Origin of the sequence: Prevotella sp. HJM029, from assembly GCF_000599605.1 — a bacterium.
Classification (GTDB): domain Bacteria; phylum Bacteroidota; class Bacteroidia; order Bacteroidales; family Bacteroidaceae; genus Prevotella.
The window spans coordinates 14,041-30,691 of sequence record NZ_AZHT01000024.1 but is presented as its reverse complement, the minus strand read 5'-3'; the positions used below and the strand labels follow the sequence as shown (position 1 = coordinate 30,691).

Sequence of the window (16,651 nt, the reverse complement as noted above, 5' to 3'; positions counted from 1 at the left end):
AGTTCTAAAGAAGAGCTACAGGATTATATTAAATCATTTAAATACGAATAATTTTAAAAGAAAGTGTTGATTATGAATATACTTGAAACTAACCATCTCACTTTTAACTACAGAAATCATTCTGTATTAGAAGACATTAACTTGAAGATTCCAGAAGGTTCCATTTATGGATACTTAGGCAAGAATGGAGAGGGTAAATCAACTACGATAAAGATACTTTTAGGATTGGAGCAAACTAAAATAAATACGGTATTTTTCAATAAAAAAGAATTTCATTCCAACAGATTGCATATCCTTCAAAATATAGGATGCTTGATTGAACATCCATTCTTCTATGCAGATTTGAGTGCCTATGAGAACCTAAACTATTTGGATATACTATATCATTGTGGACAAAAACGCATTCAAGAGGTTCTAGAGCTTGTGAATTTGACTAAAGATAAAGACAAAAAAGTTAGAAAATATTCTACAGGAATGAAACAACGCTTGGGAATTGCGATGGCAATGTTTCATAATCCTAAATTACTCATTCTTGACGAACCACTCAATGGACTAGATCCTCAAGGTGTTTTTGAAATGAGAGAGCTAATGCTCAAACTTAAAAGTGAAGGAAAAACTATTTTCATTTCAGGACATATCTTAGCTGAAATGGAGAAAATATGCACACATGTCGGAATATTAAATAATAAAAGATTATTGTTTCAAGGAGAAATTAACAGTCTCCTCAATCAGAAAAAGCAATCTTATTTAATACATATAGACCAACCGGAACGATGCATGGAGATATGTAAAGAACACTTGATTCCCACAAAAAGGATTTCTGATGGAACGCTTATCATAGAAATAGAGCAAGATGGTTCCTTTGACAGTTTAAAAAAATTAATGCAACAAAACCACATTCAAATTTTATTTGCAGATACATACCAAGAAAATTTGGAGTCTGTATTCCTTCATCTAATAAAAACCGACTTATGAAACCAATATCGCTCTTTACTATTCTTAAAAGTGAACACTATAAATTAAGATTTAATATTGCCATTTGGCTTTTCTTGCTATTTCCTTTGTTCATGACTTTATGCGTTGATATATATGTTTTGTTTAAACATGCTGATGCTGTCAATAATCCAACAATAACTTTTGATTATAATCCTTGGGTATGGGTATTGGGTAGATACATCTTCGACTTCTATGCTCTGCTTTATCCAATTCTTGCAGCCATTTTGAGTTATTCTTTATGCGATGTAGAATATAAGAATTATGGATTTAGACTTCTTTTTACAAGACCAATTAGCAAGCTGACAATTTATTCGAGCAAAATGGTCTTCCTTTTAGAGATTAACTTTATTTCTTTCCTCATAGGTTATCTTGCTTTCCTTCTGTCTGGTTTTGCTCTGGATAAGTTATTACCTGGATATGAATTCTCCAGTTATAATGTTAATAACCTAATAGCTTCTTATTTCTCATATTTGTTTATAGCACTTTCTGCTGTTTCAATTATGCAATATTATCTTAGTTTAATCTTTAAGAGTTTTGTTTTACCTATCGGGTTTGCTGGTTTCATGACGATTTTTGGTATTATTGCTCAAAATAAAGATTATATCTATCTTATACCCTATGGTACAGTGTGGAGATTAAACTATGGTTTTTATAGCGGGATAATAGACTTTTCGAAAGGCGAATACGTAAACATAGCCTGTGTGCTATTCTTTATCATTATTTCATTTTTTGTATTTATAAGGAAAAAATAAAAGATACACCTACGGTAAAAAAAGAATCAAATAATTAATTAAGAATAATGCGAGCTGTGTGTCAATGGTCCTTTGTACATTGATGCACGGCTTCTTTGGTTTTTGCAGACACGCAGTGGTGTGCTGTCAACGAAGCTTATGCCCGTGCATTTGCCCAATAAGACCTTCTTGATAAACAAGGTTAAAGGTATAACTACATCCCTTTCCAATTCTACTATACGGTTATAAGAAACAACTTTTGGAAAAAGATGGCGAAGCTGCTTGCATACTTTTTCAAGATAGAAATGTTTAAAGCAACGATAACCAGAATCGTGGAAAAGAATCATTATCAGCATTACTTCTGCCTTTGACATCATAGAATTTCAATGATATATTTTCTTTTCCCAGTAGGTTTTAGTGTATAGTTAGATGACATTCGCGCAACATGAGGGCGCGCGTTGACTGAAACGCTGCCTTTTGGGATGTCGCTACAAAGGCCGTTTAACGCGAATAGGGTGTGGATGTGTCAGTGGCTGTAAACCACAATCCTAACACTGTGAGGATGGCACCCCACAAAGTGTTGGTGGTTTGCTCGGAAACGGGCTTGGCAGGGAAATCAACTTTCAGGCCAACCGAAAAGGCTGTGCGCGGCGTTGAGGTGTCATAATGCAGCAACTGTCCCATGTAAGGCCCGTCGATGAACCGCAAATCAGCACGATGATAGCCACCCAACGCCCAGCGCAGGTCCCAGTCCATGGTCAAAGCTACCGACGTAAAAAGATAGAGATCGAAGCCCACCCGCGGCGCAAATTGCAGCGTGGGGTTGCGCAAGGCATAGTCGACATTGAGCTTGCGCCAATGGTTTTGATGGAACACGCTATAGGTTTTGCTGCCGCTTTGCCCCCAAAAGCTAAATGGGTTGACCATGACATTGCCGCCGATGAAAGGCTGCACGAGCCATTTATTGGGAAGGGGATAGAGCTTTGCACCGCCGATGAAGTCGAGCCGATGGCTCTTTTTCAGCCCCAAACCGCTACCCAAATTAGTGAGCAATCCCTCGCGACCATAGGCCAATCCGGCCGTCAGGGCAATGTGTTTGTTGAGATAATAGTCGCCCATGAGCGTATAAGCCTCCCCTTCGTCGTCGCCAACAGAAATCGATTGTCCGGCGGGTGAATCGTCTTCGAGCGTCGTTTTGCTCCAAGTAGCTTGCAACGACCATTGCCGTGGCTTTTTATTTTCGGTTGATTGTGCGGTGGCCAAGGCGGCAAAAGCACAAGCCAAGACCGTGAGCGAGCATCGTTTGTGGCAAATCGTCATGTGGTTTTGCAATTTACTTTGCGTTTAAATACAAGTTGACGAATTGGTAATAGCTCTGCGCTTTCGTAGCCAAAGCTTTGTTGTGCTGCTTTAACAACTGCTCTTCGTGGGCGCCATTGGGCAACGCCTTGACGCGATATTGGCGGATGTTGCGCACGGGCGAGAGCACAGTGAGCGTGTCGTTCTCCAAGTAACCTAAGTCTTGATAGGTGGCCATAAAGGCACGTGGCCGATAAGTGGACGCATAAATGTTTTGCCCTGCACAATGAACGGTGGTCTTGAGGCGCAGCAAAGCCAGCAACGTGGGCAACACATCAATCTGCGAGCACACCTTTTCCTCGTAGCCGGGGCGGATGAGTTGCGGCGCGTAGACAATGCAAGGAATGTGATATTGGTCAACGGGCAACGATGTTTTGCCTGCACTTGATGCGCAATGGTCGGCAATCACCACAAACACTGTGTTGCTGAACCAAGGCTGTTTGGCTGCCGCTTGCAGGAAATGATGAATGGCATAGTCGGTATATTTCACCGCAGCTTCGCGACAATGTGGGTCGCCATCAAATTGAATGCGGCCGTCGGGATAGGTATAAGGGCGGTGATTGCTCGTAGTCATGATCTGCGCAAAGAAAGGTTGTCCTTGCTGCGCATTGCGATTGAACACCGAAAGCGCCTTGTTGAACATATCCTCGTCGGACACTCCCCAAATGTTTGCAAAGGTGATGTCGTGTGGATTGATTTGGCTGCGGTCAATCACTTCATAACCATTGTGCGAGAAGAAGTCACCCATGTTATCGAAATAGCTGTAACCACCATAGAGGAATTGACTACGATAGCCCAACCCTTTCATCACAGCGCCCATCGAAAGATTGCCCATGCGGTTGGCTTTGCGCTTAATAATGCTCTCGCCTGCACTCGGTGGAATGCACAAAGAGAGCGCCTCAAGCCCACGCACCGTGCGATTACCGGTGGCATAAAGGCGGTCGAACACTAAGCTCTGTCCCATCAAGCGGTCTAAATGGGGCGTGATGTGCTGCGTGTTTCCATAACGCGAAAGAAACTCGGCGCTGAGACTTTCCACCGTAATGAGCACAATATTGGGACGATTTTTGCCCAACTCATAGCCCACAACCTTGCTGTTGCGTGCATTCAAACCTGTTAGTCTGTGATAGTTCTCTACCGCTGTTTGCTGAGGCAACATCGCATAGAACTGTGCATAGTCGAGCTTGTTATTGACAAAGGCGTTCACAAAATCATAGGCACCATTTTGCGAAAGCTGGTCAACATATTGGTTGTCGGTTTGCAAATGGTGCAAGCTGCGGCTCAGAAAATAGCCACCCACGGCCAAAAGCAAATAGAGCAGGGTGTGAATGGCAAAGAGCTTGCTGGTGTAGAGCTTCGTGAGCTTAAACCGATTGTGGCGCGATTGCAGGTAAACGATGCCCACACTCAGCGCCACAGCTACCACCATCAGCGGCACAATGGCATAAGACTCCATGATGTTGCCCAGCACTTCGTGGGTGTAAACCAAATAGTCTACGGCAATGAAGTTGTAACGAACGCCAAACTCTTGCCAGAAAAAATATTCGCCCATCGACACCACAAGCAGCAGCAACACATAAATGCCCCACGTGAAATAGAGCGAAAAGCGACGCCAGGCATCGCGCAACGGCCACACTCCAAAACGCAGACTGAAGCTCACAAACTTCCACGTGAGGAAGATTTTAGCTATCAACGGCGCACCACCACCATATTCATCAAAAATAGAATGGAAACCATAAACATAAACCAGACTGCCTAATAGCAACACTTCAATGCTCCATCCCACCCAACGTTGGTATTTCAACTCGTTGAGACCGGGATAGATAACCAGCAGGGGTGCACAGCACAATAGCCCCACACCGAGGTCAGTAGCAAGTCCAACTCCAAGCAGACGCAAGATTTCGACAAAACTAAACTGCGCATCTTGCGGTGCGGTGCACATCAAAACTACGCGGAGCAACAAGCCCACGAGTAAATAAAGTCTTAGAAAACGGCTCCCTATCAAAAACAAGGGATTGCGGTAATTTAGGTTTCTTCTCCTATTCATGAATATATTTGTTTTCTGCTTTGCAAAGTTAATGATTTATTTGAGCTAAGCCTTTATTTTACGAAAAAACATCAAAAAAATTGGCCTTTTTGTGTCAAGAAAGCATCATTTTCAGAGAGAAAACAGCCTATAAACCTTAAACCACATGGTTTTTCGATTGTTTATGCTATTTTTGCAGCACAGGAAACAGTTTGTAGATGTTAAAAACAACAAAGGAAAACAGATGAGAACGAAAAGAATAGTGCTGCTGGTGGTTTGCGGGCTGATGGCCTTTTGCAGCCATGCACAAACCACACGCGCGCAAATGAGCGGTCCGTTTTGCGCCTATGTTCCCCCACAAGTGGCCGACACCCTGCCCGTTCCCGAAGGCGCTGTGCCATTTTATATCTCGCATTATGGCCGGCATGGCAGCCGTTGGCTCATACACCAAGCGCAATATGATGGCGTGTTGTCGTTTTTCTTCGATCGCAACAACCTCACAAAGTTGGGGCGTTCGGTGGTAAAACGCTTGGCAAAGGTGGCACAGGCAGCCCGTGGGAAGGCCGGCCTGCTCACCCCTTTAGGCGAGCGACAGCAACGCGAAATCGCACAACGCATGCGGCAAAACTATCCCATAGTGTTTCGCTCTTCGGCCACGGTTCATGTTTATGCGTCGCCTGCAGAGCGCTGTCAGCAAAGTAAAATGGCCTTCATTGCCGGGTTAAATGCTGCAAATCGTGCACCAATCGCTTTGCTTTTGCACAACGATTCGATAGCTTTTTCGTGGTTAGCCCCTACGAATGCCGAATTTAAAGCGTGGAAAGCGCGTCCCCACAAGCTACCCACCTTGCCCACAGCCCATTTTCTTGCTGCGCTATTTCGCGACACAACGCAAGTGAAACGCGGCGAGCGGCTGATGATTGAACTCTACAAACTGGCTGCCGATATGCAAAATGTGCCGCTGAAAATTCGTTTCGACGATGCCTTCGATGACGACGAATGGCGCGCCTGTTACGAGCGAAACAACTGGGGCATGTGGCTGCTTCACGGACAAGCGCCCGACAATCAGGGCGTCACACAACGTGTGGTGGCACCCCTGTGGCAACAGATTGTCGACGAGGCTGCTCAAGCGTTGCAAGGCAAAGTGGCGGCCACCTTGCGCTTTGGGCACGACACCTCGCTCTATCATCTCTTGGCCTTGCTCGGCACAGACAAACTCTCTGACGAGCATGCGGATGCTTTAGAACAGATTATTCCCATGGCAGCCAATCTGCAAATCGTGTTTTATTGCCGTCGCGAACAGGTGGGGGAGCCGCTCGGCTCCGACGATGTGGTGGTGAAATTTCTGCTCAACGAGCGCCCCATACGGTTGTCAAAAGTGGGTTCGGAGGATGTTGCTCCCGATGGAAAGACGGGCTATTATTACCGATGGAGTCGTGTGTTGGCCTACGTAGCGAAGCGGTTGGCCGCAGCCAATGCGCAGGGTCGGTGGGCCATGGCCAACCCTTTGGTGGGCACAGCGTGGCAGTTGCAACACTGAAACCATCCATAAACGGCACAGCATCGCCGGGAAAACGTTGTTCCCAAGGTCGGGAACGTGTGGATTTCACAAAAACAAGCGTTCCCAAAGTCGGGAACAGCGAAATTTAATAAAAATGGTTGTTCCCGACTTTGGGAACAACTGAAAACGAAAAAAATGAGCGTTCCCGACCTCGGGAACGAGAATTTTTAAGAAAACCAGGTGCTCCCGAGGTCGGGACACCTGGTTTTACATGTAGCATAATCCCCATACTCTTGATTTTCCCATCAAAATTTTCCTACTTGTGGTGCCCTCATCGTGCACACATGTCGCCCACAAAAAGAGGCGCAGTCTGCCCAACTGCCAAGCGAAGCAATGAGAAAAAGAGGGCGGTTAATAGGTGAGATGCAGTACCTTTTTCCAATCTTTATCGGCCATCATTTCCAAATCGCTCTCGAGATCTTCGGTTCTTTGTGGGAAAAACTTTCCCGTGTAGCAGGTGAGTGTGCGCATAGCCACTGGGATTTCTGTAAAAGTGCGCTTTGAAATGGCTTCATTTTTATCGTTCAGCGCCTCCACTTCGAGCTTGATTTCGCCACCCTCTGAGGTGCGAGGGAAGGTGTAGAGGTCGTAGGTTGAGGCCTCGGTATGAGCTGAAGCGGCTACCACACGGTCTTCGGTCTGATGGGATTTCACGACGCCAATCCCATCAACGACATCAAGGGTGCTGCTTCCACCTGTATAACTGAACTTGAGATGGGTGACTTCTGCAGGGATAGGGTCTTCGATGGTGAAGGCTATTTTGGAGACACAATGTTCCATCGTAGCCTGAATGTCTACGGCTCCCTCGAGGGTTATCTCACGCGCAAAAACGTAGGTGTCGGTCACTTTGCCGCCAAACGAAATCTTTCGAAATTCGGTTAGCGATGCATTCTCACTCCCATTATGCCCCACTATCACCAAATAATATTTGCCAGCAGGAAGACGGAAACTTAACTTCCCGAAGTCTTTGTCGCTGTTGGTCTGATTAACCGACAACACCTTTTTCCCCGTTTGATAAGCAGCTACATGGAGACGCGTACACACTTCATGGGCTGGTACTGCCGCACGAGTGAGGGTGTCATAACGCACATGGTCGAAATCCCTAATCTGTATGTGTACTTCATAGCCTTCGCCTTTGAGTGGTTGCGAGGCTATGTCGACTTTTTCGCAAGCAGAAAGGGTCAACAATAGTAGAATGGATGTAGTCAATACGTTTACGATATGTTTCATAAGAAAGTTATTTGATGTAAGATAATTAATTCGTATTGTTGTTAATAGTGAAGACCAGCAGCCTTTTTCCGACTGAATGCGGAATGGTTATTCGCGTAAAAGGCACATGCTGTTCAAGTCGGTTCAAAAATAGGAAATTATCAAATATGTTCCAAGCAAGACGTACGTTTTTTGCAAAAAATTGATGTCTTTTCTGCAAAACAATATGTTTTTCTATGAATTTTTAAGCCGTTTTGTGTAAAATTTGTATTTTTGTTGGCATCAAAATCAATATACTGACAATGAAAAAATATTTGCTTTTAGGGCTGCTTTGCTGCGGTTTGCAGGCAACGATGGCGCAAAACTCGTTGCAAGGAACATGGACGGGGAAACTGAAAACCAGTGCATTTGAGCTGACGGTGGTGCTTCATGCTACACCAACAGAAGGGAAATCGCTGGAATTCACCTTGGATAGCCCCGACCAAAACGTGAAGGGAATTCCGATGACAACAGACTACCTGTCGGCTGACTCGCTGGCGTTGAGCATTAACCAAATGGATATTCACTTACGAGGGCATTACCAAGCTGATGAAATCTCGGCTACGTTCCTGCAAAACCATTTCATTTTTCCGCTGAAAATGACGCGCCATGAAGAAAAGCTTTCGCGACCACAAACACCGCAACCGCCTTTCCCTTACACGCAACAGGAGGTTGTTTTCGAGAATAAAAAAGCGGGAGCTTCGCTGGCAGGGACGCTCACCTACCCCACCAATTTCAAGAAAGGAAAGACGCCTGTGGTGTTGATGGTGACAGGAAGTGGGCAACAAAACAGAGATGAAGAGGTGTTTGAACACAGACCTTTTGCCGTCATTGCCGACTATTTCGCACGCCATGGCATCGCAACACTGCGGTACGACGATCGTAATTTCGGACAATCGAAAGGGGGAGATGTGGCGCATGCAACGACACAAGACTTCGCACAAGATGCCAAAGCAGGCATTGATTACCTGAGGAAACGGCATGAATTTGGAAAGATTGGTGTATTGGGGCATAGCGAGGGTGGCAACATCGCCTTCATCTTAGGTGCACAACAACAAGTGGATTTCATCATTAGCATGGCCGCTGTGGGCGTGAAAGGGGATGAAGCGCTGACAGAACAAGTGAATAAATGTATGGAAATTGTGGGGGAGAAAACGCGGATGACGGTAGCTGAATATCGAAAACAAAATGTAGGAAAGCATGTACCATGGCTCGATTATTTCGTGGATTATGATCCAACCTGTGACCTTCGCCATACGACTTGCCCTGTTTTCGCCCTCAATGGTGACAAAGATTGCCAGGTGATTGCGACGCAAAACCTCACGGCTATCAAAGAGAAATTACATAGAAACAAAGTATCACAAACAAAAATCTATCCACAGCTGAACCATCTTTTCCAGCATTGTCAGAGCGGATTGCCCGCAGAATATCGACAAATCTCAGAGACCATCGCACCCGAAGTGCTGACGGATATGACAAAATGGATTAACGACATTGCAAAATAAGGGCGTCATATGTTGCAGCTATCCACATGGTTTGAGGCGCAATGTATGCGCGAAAAGAAAAGCGTGACGAGAAATTCGCCACGCTTTTCCTTTTTATATTGACTAAGCTTATTCAGCCTTTGGTGCTTCTTCTGCTGCCGGTGCTTCTGCAACGGGTGCTTCAGGAGCAGCTTCTGCCTTTGTAGTCTTGCGGCTACGACGCGTCTTCTTAGCTGCCTTTGGTGCTTTTGCCATGTTCTCATCGAAGTCAACTAACGCGATAAAAGCCATTGGAGCAGCATCACCTTGACGTGTACCTAATTTGATTACGCGTGTATAACCACCGGGACGATCAGCCACCTTCGTAGCAACCACACCAAAAAGCTCCTTAATAGCTTCCTTCTGTTGAAGATAACGGAAAACTACACGACGTGAGTTTGTTGTATCCTCTTTAGAACGAGTGATAAGCGGTTCTACATATTTCTTTAAGGCTTTTGCCTTAGCGAGCGTCGTAGTGATTCTTTTGCGCATAATCAATGACACGGCCATGTTGGCTAACATCGCGTCACGATGAGATGCAGTACGACCCAGATGGTTGAATTTTTTATTATGTCTCATTTTATTTTTTCGTTTAAGTGGAAAAAGAAGATAACTTACTCCTTATCCAATTTATACTTTGAAATATCGGTTCCAAACGAAAGATTCAGACTCTCGAGCAAATCATCAAGCTCTGAAAGCGATTTCTTACCAAAATTGCGGAACTTCAACAAGTCGGTCTTGTTGTACTGAACCAAATCACCAAGTGTTTCAACATCAGCAGCCTTCAGACAGTTCAAGGCACGAACACTGAGGTTCATATCCACCAACTTGGTCTTCAACAACTGACGCATATGCAAAATCTCCTCATCAAACTCTTGATTGCCATCTTGATCAGGAACCTCTAAGGTTATCTTCTCATCAGAGAACAACATGAAGTGATAAATGAGAATCTTGGCTGCTTCTTTCAGCGCATCCTTTGGATGAATGGAACCATCCGTAGTCACTTCAAGAACTAACTTATCGTAATCGGTCTTCTGCTCAACGCGATAAGGCTCTACTGCATAGCGAACATTACGGATAGGGGTGTAGATAGAATCGATTGGAAGTACATTAACATCCGTGCAGAACTCACGATTTTCATCCGCCAAGACATAGCCTCGGCCTTTATTTATTGTGAGATCTATTTGCAAGGATGCCTTGGCATCTAAATGACAAATCACCAAATCAGGGTTTAACACTTCAAATCCAGTCAGATACTTTGTTATATCACCGGCCTTGAATTCTGTGGAATTCTCTACGGTGATACTAACTTTCTCATTCTCGAATTCTTCTACTACTTGCTTGAATCTTACTTGCTTCAAATTCAAGATGATGTTGGTTACATCTTCTTTCACACCAGGAACGGAAGAAAATTCATGCTCAACACCCGCAATTTTGATGGTGTTGATGGCATAACCTTCCAAAGATGAAAGAAGAATGCGGCGCAAAGCGTTACCAATGGTAACACCAAAGCCTGGCTCCAAAGGACGGAATTCAAATTTCCCGTACTTATCGTTGGCCTCCAACATTACTACTTTATCAGGTTTTTGAAATGCTAATATCGCCATTAATTCAATGATTTATTTAGAGTACAACTCAACGATTAATTGTTCCTTAATATTCTCTGGAATATCGGCACGTTCTGGTTTGTGTAAGAACTTACCGCATTTTGCATTGTCATCCCATTCAATCCAAGGATATTTGCTATGATTAAAGCCTGCCAAAGCAGTTTCAATCACCTCAAGAGATTTGGACTTCTCTCGAACAGCAACTATCATACCTGGTTTAACAGCAAATGAAGGAATGTTTACAACCTTGCCATCTACAGTGATATGCTTATGTCCAACGAGCTGACGAGCAGCTGCACGTGTAGGAGCAATACCCAAACGGAACACGACGTTATCTAAGCGACACTCCAAATTCTGAAGTAACACTTCACCCGTGATACCATCGGCTTTCGCAGCCTTCTCAAACATATTACGGAATTGGCGCTCAAGCACACCATAAGTGTACTTAGCCTTTTGCTTCTCTGCCAACATGACACCATACTCAGAAGTCTTTCTGCGACGATTATTGCCATGCTGTCCAGGAGGGAAGTTTCTCTTGGACAAAACTTTGTCAGCACCGAAAATGGCTTCACCAAATCGACGTGCAATTTTAGATTTCGGACCTATATATCTTGCCATAATTAAAAATATGTGCTAAAAAATAATACAATTATTAGACCTTGCGGCGCTTAGGAGGACGACAACCATTGTGAGGTAATGGGGTGACGTCTATGATTTCTGTTACTTGAATACCTGCAGCATTCACGGCACGGATAGCGGATTCGCGGCCATTACCTGGACCTTTCACATAAGCCTTAACCTTGCGAAGTCCCAAATCGAATGCTACTTTTGCACAATCCTCACCAGCCATCTGAGCTGCATAGGGAGTATTTTTCTTTGAACCACGGAAGCCCATCTTACCTGCTGACGACCATGAGATAACTTGTCCCTCGCCGTTAGCCAACGATACGATGATATTATTAAAAGAACTATGAACATGGAGCTGACCAACCGCGTCTACTCGCACGTTTCTTTTCTTAGATGTTGCTTTTGTCTTTGCCATAATTAATTTCCATTAAAATTACTTAGTAGCCTTCTTCTTATTAGCAACAGTCTTCTTCTTTCCCTTGCGAGTACGTGCATTGTTCTTTGTACTCTGACCACGAACAGGAAGACCATTACGATGTCTAACACCACGATAGCAGCCAATATCCATCAACCGCTTAATGTTCATTTGGATCTCTGAACGGAGATCACCTTCTACTTTGAACTCAGCGCCGATAATTTCACGGATTTTGGCAGCTTGATCGTCAGTCCATTCGCTGACCTTCAAGTCACGGTTTACACCGGCCTTATCCAATATCTTTGCTGAACTACTTCGACCTATTCCATAAATATAGGTCAATGCGATTTCGCCACGCTTGTTTTGGGGCAAATCTACTCCAACAATTCTTATTGCCATTTAAATTTGAATAAAATTTAATTTAATAAAATTTTCTCTTTAAAGAACGCACAAAGTTAGATATAAAAACTGATTTATTCCAACGATTACGATACTTTAACACTAACCCTGACGCAATTTAAACTTAGGGTTCTTCTTGTTAATCACGAACAAACGACCTTTGCGACGAACAATCTTGCAGTCGGGTGTACGCTTTTTTAATGATGCTCTTGTTTTCATATCAATGTGTTATGAATAATTATTTATATCTGAAAACGATTCTACCTTTTGTTAAATCATAGGGGCTCATCTCTACTTTCACCTTATCTCCTGGAAGAATCTTGATATAGTGCATACGCATCTTACCAGAGATATGCGCAATGATTTGTACCCCATTTTCGAGTTCTACACGGAACATTGCATTCGATAGACTCTCAACAATTGTTCCATCCTGCTCTATAGCGGATTGTTTTGCCATAAATTTTGCAATCTTACTTAATGATTTTCTATTTCTTCAAACGTTGATAAAATTTCTGCTCGTCCCTTACGGATTGCTATTGTGTGCTCAAAATGTGCAGCAACCTGATGATCGAGTGTCACAATACTCCACTGATCTGGTAACATACCAATCTTTCGACTACCCAATGTCACCATCGGCTCAATGGCAATACACATCCCTGCCTTCAGCATAACGCCATTTCCTCGCATACCATAGTTAGGAATCTGTGGTGCTTCGTGCATTTCTTTCCCAATTCCATGCCCAGTCAATTCACGTACAATCCCATAACCATGGGCTTCACAATGCGCTTGGATAGCAGCTCCTATATCGCCAACATGCTTCCCAGAAACCGCCTGTTCAATGCCCAGATAAAGTGACTCCTTCGTAATTTCTAACAGTTGCTTAACAGTTTTATCAACTTCGCCTACCATAAATGTATAGGCAGAGTCACCATTATAGCCATTTAACAATGTTCCACAATCAACCGATATAATATCGCCTTCATGCAGAACGACATCATCACTGGGTATTCCATGCACAACAACATCATTCACCGAGGTGCATATTGCTGCAGGAAAAGGCTCACCATAAGGATTAGGGAATCCCTTAAATGTTGGGATTGCCCCATGATCGCGTATAAACTCATCCGCAACCTTATCCAAATAGCGCGTTGTAACGCCGGGTTTTATGTGGCGCCCTACCTCTGCAAGCGTTTTTCCAACCAATTGATTGGCTTCGCGCATGAGATTAATTTCATCTTCTGTCTTCAGAAATATCTTCATCCTTCAGAGGCCCCTCCTTAATAAGCAGACACACTATTATTACGTGTATGCCCTGAGTTGAGTAGACCATCATAGTGGCGCATCATCAGATGACTCTCTATTTGTTGGAGTGTATCAATTACTACTCCTACAAGAATCAACAAAGATGTTCCACCAAAGAATTGTGCAAAACCTTGCTGCACATTAAGAAATCCTGTTAAAGCAGGCATAACAGCTATAAAAGCAATGAAGAGTGAGCCAGGAATGGTGAGCCGAGTCATAATTGTATCGATATACTCTGCTGTGTCCTTACCTGGTTTTACTCCAGGTATAAAGCCATTATTCCGCTTCATATCTTCGGCCATTTGCGTTGGATTCAATGTTATTGCAGTGTAGAAAAATGTAAATGCAACGATTAACGTCACATAAACTACATTATACAACATACTGCGATTATCCATCAAAGAGCGTACGACCCAAGAAGCATTATCACTTTGATACTGTACGATAGCCAAAGGGATGAACATCAATGCTTGGGCAAAGATAATAGGCATCACATTCGCAGCGAACAACTTCAAAGGAATATACTGCCGGGCACCACCATACTGCTTATTTCCAACTAAGCGCTTCGCATATTGTACAGGCACCTTTCTTGTTCCTTGAACCAGAAGGATTGACGCACAAACAACGAAATAAAGAATGAGCAATTCGACAATGAACATCACAATACCGCCCCCTGAGATGGCTGTAAAACGAGAGGTAACCTCCTGCACAAAAGCCTGTGGTAAGCGTGCAATAATGCCAATCATGATAATCATTGAGATACCATTCCCCACTCCTTTATCCGTGATACGCTCACCCAACCATAAGATGAACATGCTACCAGCCGCAAGAATAATTGTTGCAGGAATAATGAAGAATGTCCAAGAAATGCCGCTAGCCAAGGCCTGGCTAGCTTGCATTTTCAGATTCATGAGGTAGGCGGGTGCCTGGAATACTAAGATAGCAATCGTCAGCACACGCGTGTACCAGTTTATCTTCTTCCTGCCACTTTCTCCCTCACGCTGCATCTTTTGGAAATAAGGTACAGCCACGGCGAGCAGTTGCATTACGATAGAAGCTGAGATGTAAGGCATAATTCCAAGTGCAAAGATAGAGGCATTGGAAAATGCTCCACCAGAGAACATGTCTAAAAGCGACATCAGGCCGCCTTTGGTTTGCGACTGAAGTGTTTCCAACTTAGCCGGATTAATACCAGGAAGAACCACAAACGAACCAAATCGGTAGATTGCAGTGAACAGAATTGTGATGAGGAGACGCTGACGCAAGTCCTCTACCTTCCAACAGTTCTTTAGTGTCTCAATAAACTTTTTCATTTACTTAGATTATAGTTGTGCTCCCTCCGACAGCCTTAATTGCTTCTTCAGCTGATTTAGAGAAAGCATTTGCTTCAACATCGATTTTTGCTTTTAACTCACCATTGCCTAAAACCTTAACCAATTCTTTGCCATTCGTGAGTCCTGCAGCTTTAAGATCTACGATAGTAATTTTAGTAAGACTCTTTGCCTCAGCCAAAGCCTGAAGCGTAGAGAGGTTCACTGCAAAGTACTCCTTGTGGTTCACATTCTTGAAACCAGCCTTAGGAATTCTGCGCTGAAGTGGCATCTGTCCACCTTCGAAACCAATCTTCTTCTTATAACCTGAGCGAGCCTTTGCACCCTTATGACCACGCGTAGAAGTACCTCCGAGTCCAGAACCTGGACCACGACCAATACGACGACGAGAATGAGTAGAGCCTGCTGCTGGCGTTAAAGTATTTAATTTCATAATTTAATTCTCTTTGTTTTTATATTATTCAACGACGTTAACCAGATGATGCACCTTGCGAATCATACCACGAACGCTTGGTGTATCCTCCACTTCTACGACTTGTGAAATCTTACGAAGCCCCAAAGCCTGAAGTGTACGCTTCTGGTCTACAGGATAACCAATTTTGCTTTTTACTTGTTTAATCTTGATTGTAGCCATAGCTTATTCCTATTAACCGTTAAACACTTTATCCATACTGATACCACGCTCACCTGCTACGGTATAAGCATCGCGCATCTCAGACAATGCAGAGATGGTTGCTTTTACCAAGTTGTGAGGGTTTGATGAACCTTTTGATTTTGCAATCACATCGGTTACACCAGCGCTCTCAAGCACAGCACGCATTGCACCACCGGCTTTCAGACCCGTACCTGCTGCTGCTGGCTTAAGAAGAACCTGTGCACCACCAAAAGAAGTCTCAACCTCGTGAGGCACTGTACCCTTCAACACAGGAACCTTTACCAAGTTCTTCTTGGCCGATTCAACACCTTTAGAGATTGCAGTCGTAACTTCACCGGCTTTTCCAAGCCCCCAACCTACGACACCATTGCCATCACCTACAACGACAATAGCAGCAAATGTGAATGTGCGACCACCTTTGGTAACCTTCGTTACACGATTGATAGCAACCAAACGATCTTTCAGTTCTACATCGCTATTAATTTTTACTTTATTCATTGCCATAATCGTTTTAGAATTTAAGTCCTCCTTCTCTTGCACCATCAGCCAATGCTTGCACACGACCATGATAGAGATAGCCATTACGATCAAACACAACACTTTCTACACCGGCAGCCTTTGCTTTCTCGGCAACCAATGCACCAACGCGCTTTGCCTGTTCAATCTTTGCCAATTTCTCTAAGCCAAGTGATGAAGCTGAAGCAAGTGTTGTACCTGTCAAATCATTAATAACTTGCGCATAAATCTGCTTGTTAGAGCGGAAAACACTAAGACGTGGACGCTCAGCAGTCCCATTGACACTCTTGCGAATGCGGAACTTTATTTTAATTCGTCTTTCAACTTTCTTTGTTGTCATAATTGTTAATTCAAT

The 16,651-nt window shown here is 43.8% G+C and carries 20 protein-coding genes and 1 pseudogene; 4 read left to right on the top strand and 17 right to left on the bottom strand.

The window, feature by feature from the left end; translation table 11 throughout:
* Positions 1 to 72: 72 nt before the first annotated feature.
* Positions 73 to 975, top strand: coding sequence for an ABC transporter ATP-binding protein (locus X919_RS0102590; protein ID WP_028898902.1), 903 nt, complete (start codon positions 73 to 75; stop codon positions 973 to 975).
* Positions 972 to 1,748, top strand: a complete 777-nt coding sequence (locus X919_RS0102585; protein ID WP_028898901.1) for an ABC transporter permease — start codon at positions 972 to 974, stop codon at positions 1,746 to 1,748. Before X919_RS0102590 ends, X919_RS0102585 begins: the two co-directional genes overlap by 4 nt.
* Before the next feature lie 92 nt (positions 1,749 to 1,840).
* On the opposite strand, the pseudogene X919_RS17180 reads toward X919_RS0102585, so the two are convergent.
* From X919_RS17180 to X919_RS0102575, 3 genes and pseudogenes are all read right to left on the bottom strand, one after another.
* Positions 1,841 to 2,163, bottom strand: a pseudogene (locus X919_RS17180) (IS982 family transposase); the annotation flags it as partial.
* A gap of 65 nt (positions 2,164 to 2,228) precedes the next feature.
* Positions 2,229 to 3,047: a hypothetical protein gene (locus tag X919_RS14615; RefSeq protein ID WP_051502376.1), complete on the bottom strand. Its 819-nt coding sequence runs from the start codon at positions 3,045 to 3,047 to the stop codon at positions 2,229 to 2,231.
* 13 nt (positions 3,048 to 3,060) lie between these two features.
* Complete coding sequence (locus tag X919_RS0102575; RefSeq protein WP_028898900.1) at positions 3,061 to 5,133, bottom strand: LTA synthase family protein; 2,073 nt, start codon at positions 5,131 to 5,133, stop codon at positions 3,061 to 3,063.
* Between the two features lie 223 nt (positions 5,134 to 5,356).
* On the opposite strand from X919_RS0102575, the gene X919_RS14610 reads away from it, so the two are divergent.
* Positions 5,357 to 6,652, top strand: coding sequence for a histidine phosphatase family protein (locus tag X919_RS14610; protein ID WP_172642705.1), 1,296 nt, complete (start codon positions 5,357 to 5,359; stop codon positions 6,650 to 6,652).
* Positions 6,653 to 7,024: 372 nt separating this feature from the next.
* Here X919_RS14610 and X919_RS14605 read toward each other — a convergent pair whose 3' ends face one another.
* A complete protein-coding gene (locus tag X919_RS14605) occupies positions 7,025 to 7,903 on the bottom strand; it encodes a FimB/Mfa2 family fimbrial subunit (RefSeq protein WP_155949638.1) in 879 nt (292 codons plus the stop codon).
* 281 nt (positions 7,904 to 8,184) lie between these two features.
* Between X919_RS14605 and X919_RS0102560 the strand changes: the two genes are divergently transcribed.
* Entirely contained in the window at positions 8,185 to 9,426 is a 1,242-nt protein-coding gene (locus tag X919_RS0102560) for an alpha/beta hydrolase family protein (protein ID WP_028898899.1), read from the top strand.
* A 108-nt stretch (positions 9,427 to 9,534) separates the two neighbouring features.
* Here the strand turns inward: X919_RS0102560 and rplQ are convergent, their stop codons facing one another.
* The 13 genes from rplQ to rplR all read right to left on the bottom strand — a co-directional run bounded on the left by rplQ (position 9,535) and on the right by rplR (position 16,636).
* Positions 9,535 to 10,023: a 50S ribosomal protein L17 gene (rplQ, locus tag X919_RS0102555; protein ID WP_028898898.1), complete on the bottom strand. Its 489-nt coding sequence runs from the start codon at positions 10,021 to 10,023 to the stop codon at positions 9,535 to 9,537.
* 35 nt (positions 10,024 to 10,058) lie between these two features.
* Positions 10,059 to 11,051: a DNA-directed RNA polymerase subunit alpha gene (locus X919_RS0102550; RefSeq protein ID WP_004380853.1), complete on the bottom strand. Its 993-nt coding sequence runs from the start codon at positions 11,049 to 11,051 to the stop codon at positions 10,059 to 10,061.
* Between the two features lie 12 nt (positions 11,052 to 11,063).
* Positions 11,064 to 11,669, bottom strand: coding sequence for a 30S ribosomal protein S4 (rpsD, locus tag X919_RS0102545; RefSeq protein ID WP_028898897.1), 606 nt, complete (start codon positions 11,667 to 11,669; stop codon positions 11,064 to 11,066).
* Between the two features lie 34 nt (positions 11,670 to 11,703).
* Positions 11,704 to 12,093 (bottom strand): 30S ribosomal protein S11, encoded by a 390-nt coding sequence (rpsK, locus tag X919_RS0102540; RefSeq protein WP_004380851.1) that lies wholly within the window; start codon positions 12,091 to 12,093, stop codon positions 11,704 to 11,706.
* Positions 12,094 to 12,111: 18 nt separating this feature from the next.
* Positions 12,112 to 12,492 carry a 30S ribosomal protein S13 gene (gene rpsM / locus X919_RS0102535; RefSeq protein WP_004371766.1) on the bottom strand — a complete coding sequence of 127 codons (381 nt, stop codon included), beginning with the start codon at positions 12,490 to 12,492 and terminating at the stop codon, positions 12,112 to 12,114.
* 102 nt (positions 12,493 to 12,594) lie between these two features.
* The gene (ykgO, locus tag X919_RS0102530; protein WP_004350205.1) at positions 12,595 to 12,711 is read right to left on the bottom strand and encodes a type B 50S ribosomal protein L36; all 117 of its coding nucleotides are present in this window, start codon (positions 12,709 to 12,711) and stop codon (positions 12,595 to 12,597) included.
* A gap of 19 nt (positions 12,712 to 12,730) precedes the next feature.
* The gene (gene infA, locus X919_RS0102525) at positions 12,731 to 12,949 is read right to left on the bottom strand and encodes a translation initiation factor IF-1 (RefSeq protein ID WP_004341775.1); all 219 of its coding nucleotides are present in this window, start codon (positions 12,947 to 12,949) and stop codon (positions 12,731 to 12,733) included.
* Positions 12,950 to 12,966: 17 nt separating this feature from the next.
* Positions 12,967 to 13,752, bottom strand: a complete 786-nt coding sequence (map, locus tag X919_RS0102520; RefSeq protein ID WP_028898896.1) for a type I methionyl aminopeptidase — start codon at positions 13,750 to 13,752, stop codon at positions 12,967 to 12,969.
* 17 nt (positions 13,753 to 13,769) lie between these two features.
* On the bottom strand, positions 13,770 to 15,107 hold the full coding sequence (gene secY / locus X919_RS0102515; protein WP_028898895.1) for a preprotein translocase subunit SecY: 1,338 nt from the start codon (positions 15,105 to 15,107) through the stop codon (positions 13,770 to 13,772).
* Positions 15,108 to 15,111: 4 nt separating this feature from the next.
* Positions 15,112 to 15,558, bottom strand: a complete 447-nt coding sequence (gene rplO, locus X919_RS0102510; RefSeq protein WP_028898894.1) for a 50S ribosomal protein L15 — start codon at positions 15,556 to 15,558, stop codon at positions 15,112 to 15,114.
* 24 nt (positions 15,559 to 15,582) lie between these two features.
* Positions 15,583 to 15,759, bottom strand: a complete 177-nt coding sequence (gene rpmD / locus X919_RS0102505) for a 50S ribosomal protein L30 (RefSeq protein WP_004380847.1) — start codon at positions 15,757 to 15,759, stop codon at positions 15,583 to 15,585.
* A 12-nt stretch (positions 15,760 to 15,771) separates the two neighbouring features.
* Complete coding sequence (rpsE, locus tag X919_RS0102500) at positions 15,772 to 16,284, bottom strand: 30S ribosomal protein S5 (protein ID WP_025070652.1); 513 nt, start codon at positions 16,282 to 16,284, stop codon at positions 15,772 to 15,774.
* A 7-nt stretch (positions 16,285 to 16,291) separates the two neighbouring features.
* Positions 16,292 to 16,636 (bottom strand): 50S ribosomal protein L18, encoded by a 345-nt coding sequence (gene rplR / locus X919_RS0102495; RefSeq protein WP_004380845.1) that lies wholly within the window; start codon positions 16,634 to 16,636, stop codon positions 16,292 to 16,294.
* Between the last annotated feature and the right edge of the window lie 15 nt (positions 16,637 to 16,651).

Excerpts from the sequence above, each read along its gene's own strand:
- X919_RS0102590 (WP_028898902.1), top strand. The coding sequence starts at position 73 with ATGAATATACTTGAAACTAACCATCTCACTTTTAACTACAGAAATCAT.
- X919_RS0102585 (WP_028898901.1), top strand. The coding sequence starts at position 972 with ATGAAACCAATATCGCTCTTTACTATTCTTAAAAGTGAACACTATAAA.
- X919_RS14615 (WP_051502376.1), bottom strand. The coding sequence starts at position 3,047 with ATGACGATTTGCCACAAACGATGCTCGCTCACGGTCTTGGCTTGTGCT.
- X919_RS0102575 (WP_028898900.1), bottom strand. The coding sequence starts at position 5,133 with ATGAATAGGAGAAGAAACCTAAATTACCGCAATCCCTTGTTTTTGATA.
- X919_RS14610 (WP_172642705.1), top strand. The coding sequence starts at position 5,357 with ATGAGAACGAAAAGAATAGTGCTGCTGGTGGTTTGCGGGCTGATGGCC.
- X919_RS14605 (WP_155949638.1), bottom strand. The coding sequence starts at position 7,903 with ATGAAACATATCGTAAACGTATTGACTACATCCATTCTACTATTGTTG.
- X919_RS0102560 (WP_028898899.1), top strand. The coding sequence starts at position 8,185 with ATGAAAAAATATTTGCTTTTAGGGCTGCTTTGCTGCGGTTTGCAGGCA.
- rplQ (WP_028898898.1), bottom strand. The coding sequence starts at position 10,023 with ATGAGACATAATAAAAAATTCAACCATCTGGGTCGTACTGCATCTCAT.
- X919_RS0102550 (WP_004380853.1), bottom strand. The coding sequence starts at position 11,051 with ATGGCGATATTAGCATTTCAAAAACCTGATAAAGTAGTAATGTTGGAG.
- rpsD (WP_028898897.1), bottom strand. The coding sequence starts at position 11,669 with ATGGCAAGATATATAGGTCCGAAATCTAAAATTGCACGTCGATTTGGT.
- rpsK (WP_004380851.1), bottom strand. The coding sequence starts at position 12,093 with ATGGCAAAGACAAAAGCAACATCTAAGAAAAGAAACGTGCGAGTAGAC.
- rpsM (WP_004371766.1), bottom strand. The coding sequence starts at position 12,492 with ATGGCAATAAGAATTGTTGGAGTAGATTTGCCCCAAAACAAGCGTGGC.
- ykgO (WP_004350205.1), bottom strand. The coding sequence starts at position 12,711 with ATGAAAACAAGAGCATCATTAAAAAAGCGTACACCCGACTGCAAGATT.
- infA (WP_004341775.1), bottom strand. The coding sequence starts at position 12,949 with ATGGCAAAACAATCCGCTATAGAGCAGGATGGAACAATTGTTGAGAGT.
- map (WP_028898896.1), bottom strand. The coding sequence starts at position 13,752 with ATGAAGATATTTCTGAAGACAGAAGATGAAATTAATCTCATGCGCGAA.
- secY (WP_028898895.1), bottom strand. The coding sequence starts at position 15,107 with ATGAAAAAGTTTATTGAGACACTAAAGAACTGTTGGAAGGTAGAGGAC.
- rplO (WP_028898894.1), bottom strand. The coding sequence starts at position 15,558 with ATGAAATTAAATACTTTAACGCCAGCAGCAGGCTCTACTCATTCTCGT.
- rpmD (WP_004380847.1), bottom strand. The coding sequence starts at position 15,759 with ATGGCTACAATCAAGATTAAACAAGTAAAAAGCAAAATTGGTTATCCT.
- rpsE (WP_025070652.1), bottom strand. The coding sequence starts at position 16,284 with ATGGCAATGAATAAAGTAAAAATTAATAGCGATGTAGAACTGAAAGAT.
- rplR (WP_004380845.1), bottom strand. The coding sequence starts at position 16,636 with ATGACAACAAAGAAAGTTGAAAGACGAATTAAAATAAAGTTCCGCATT.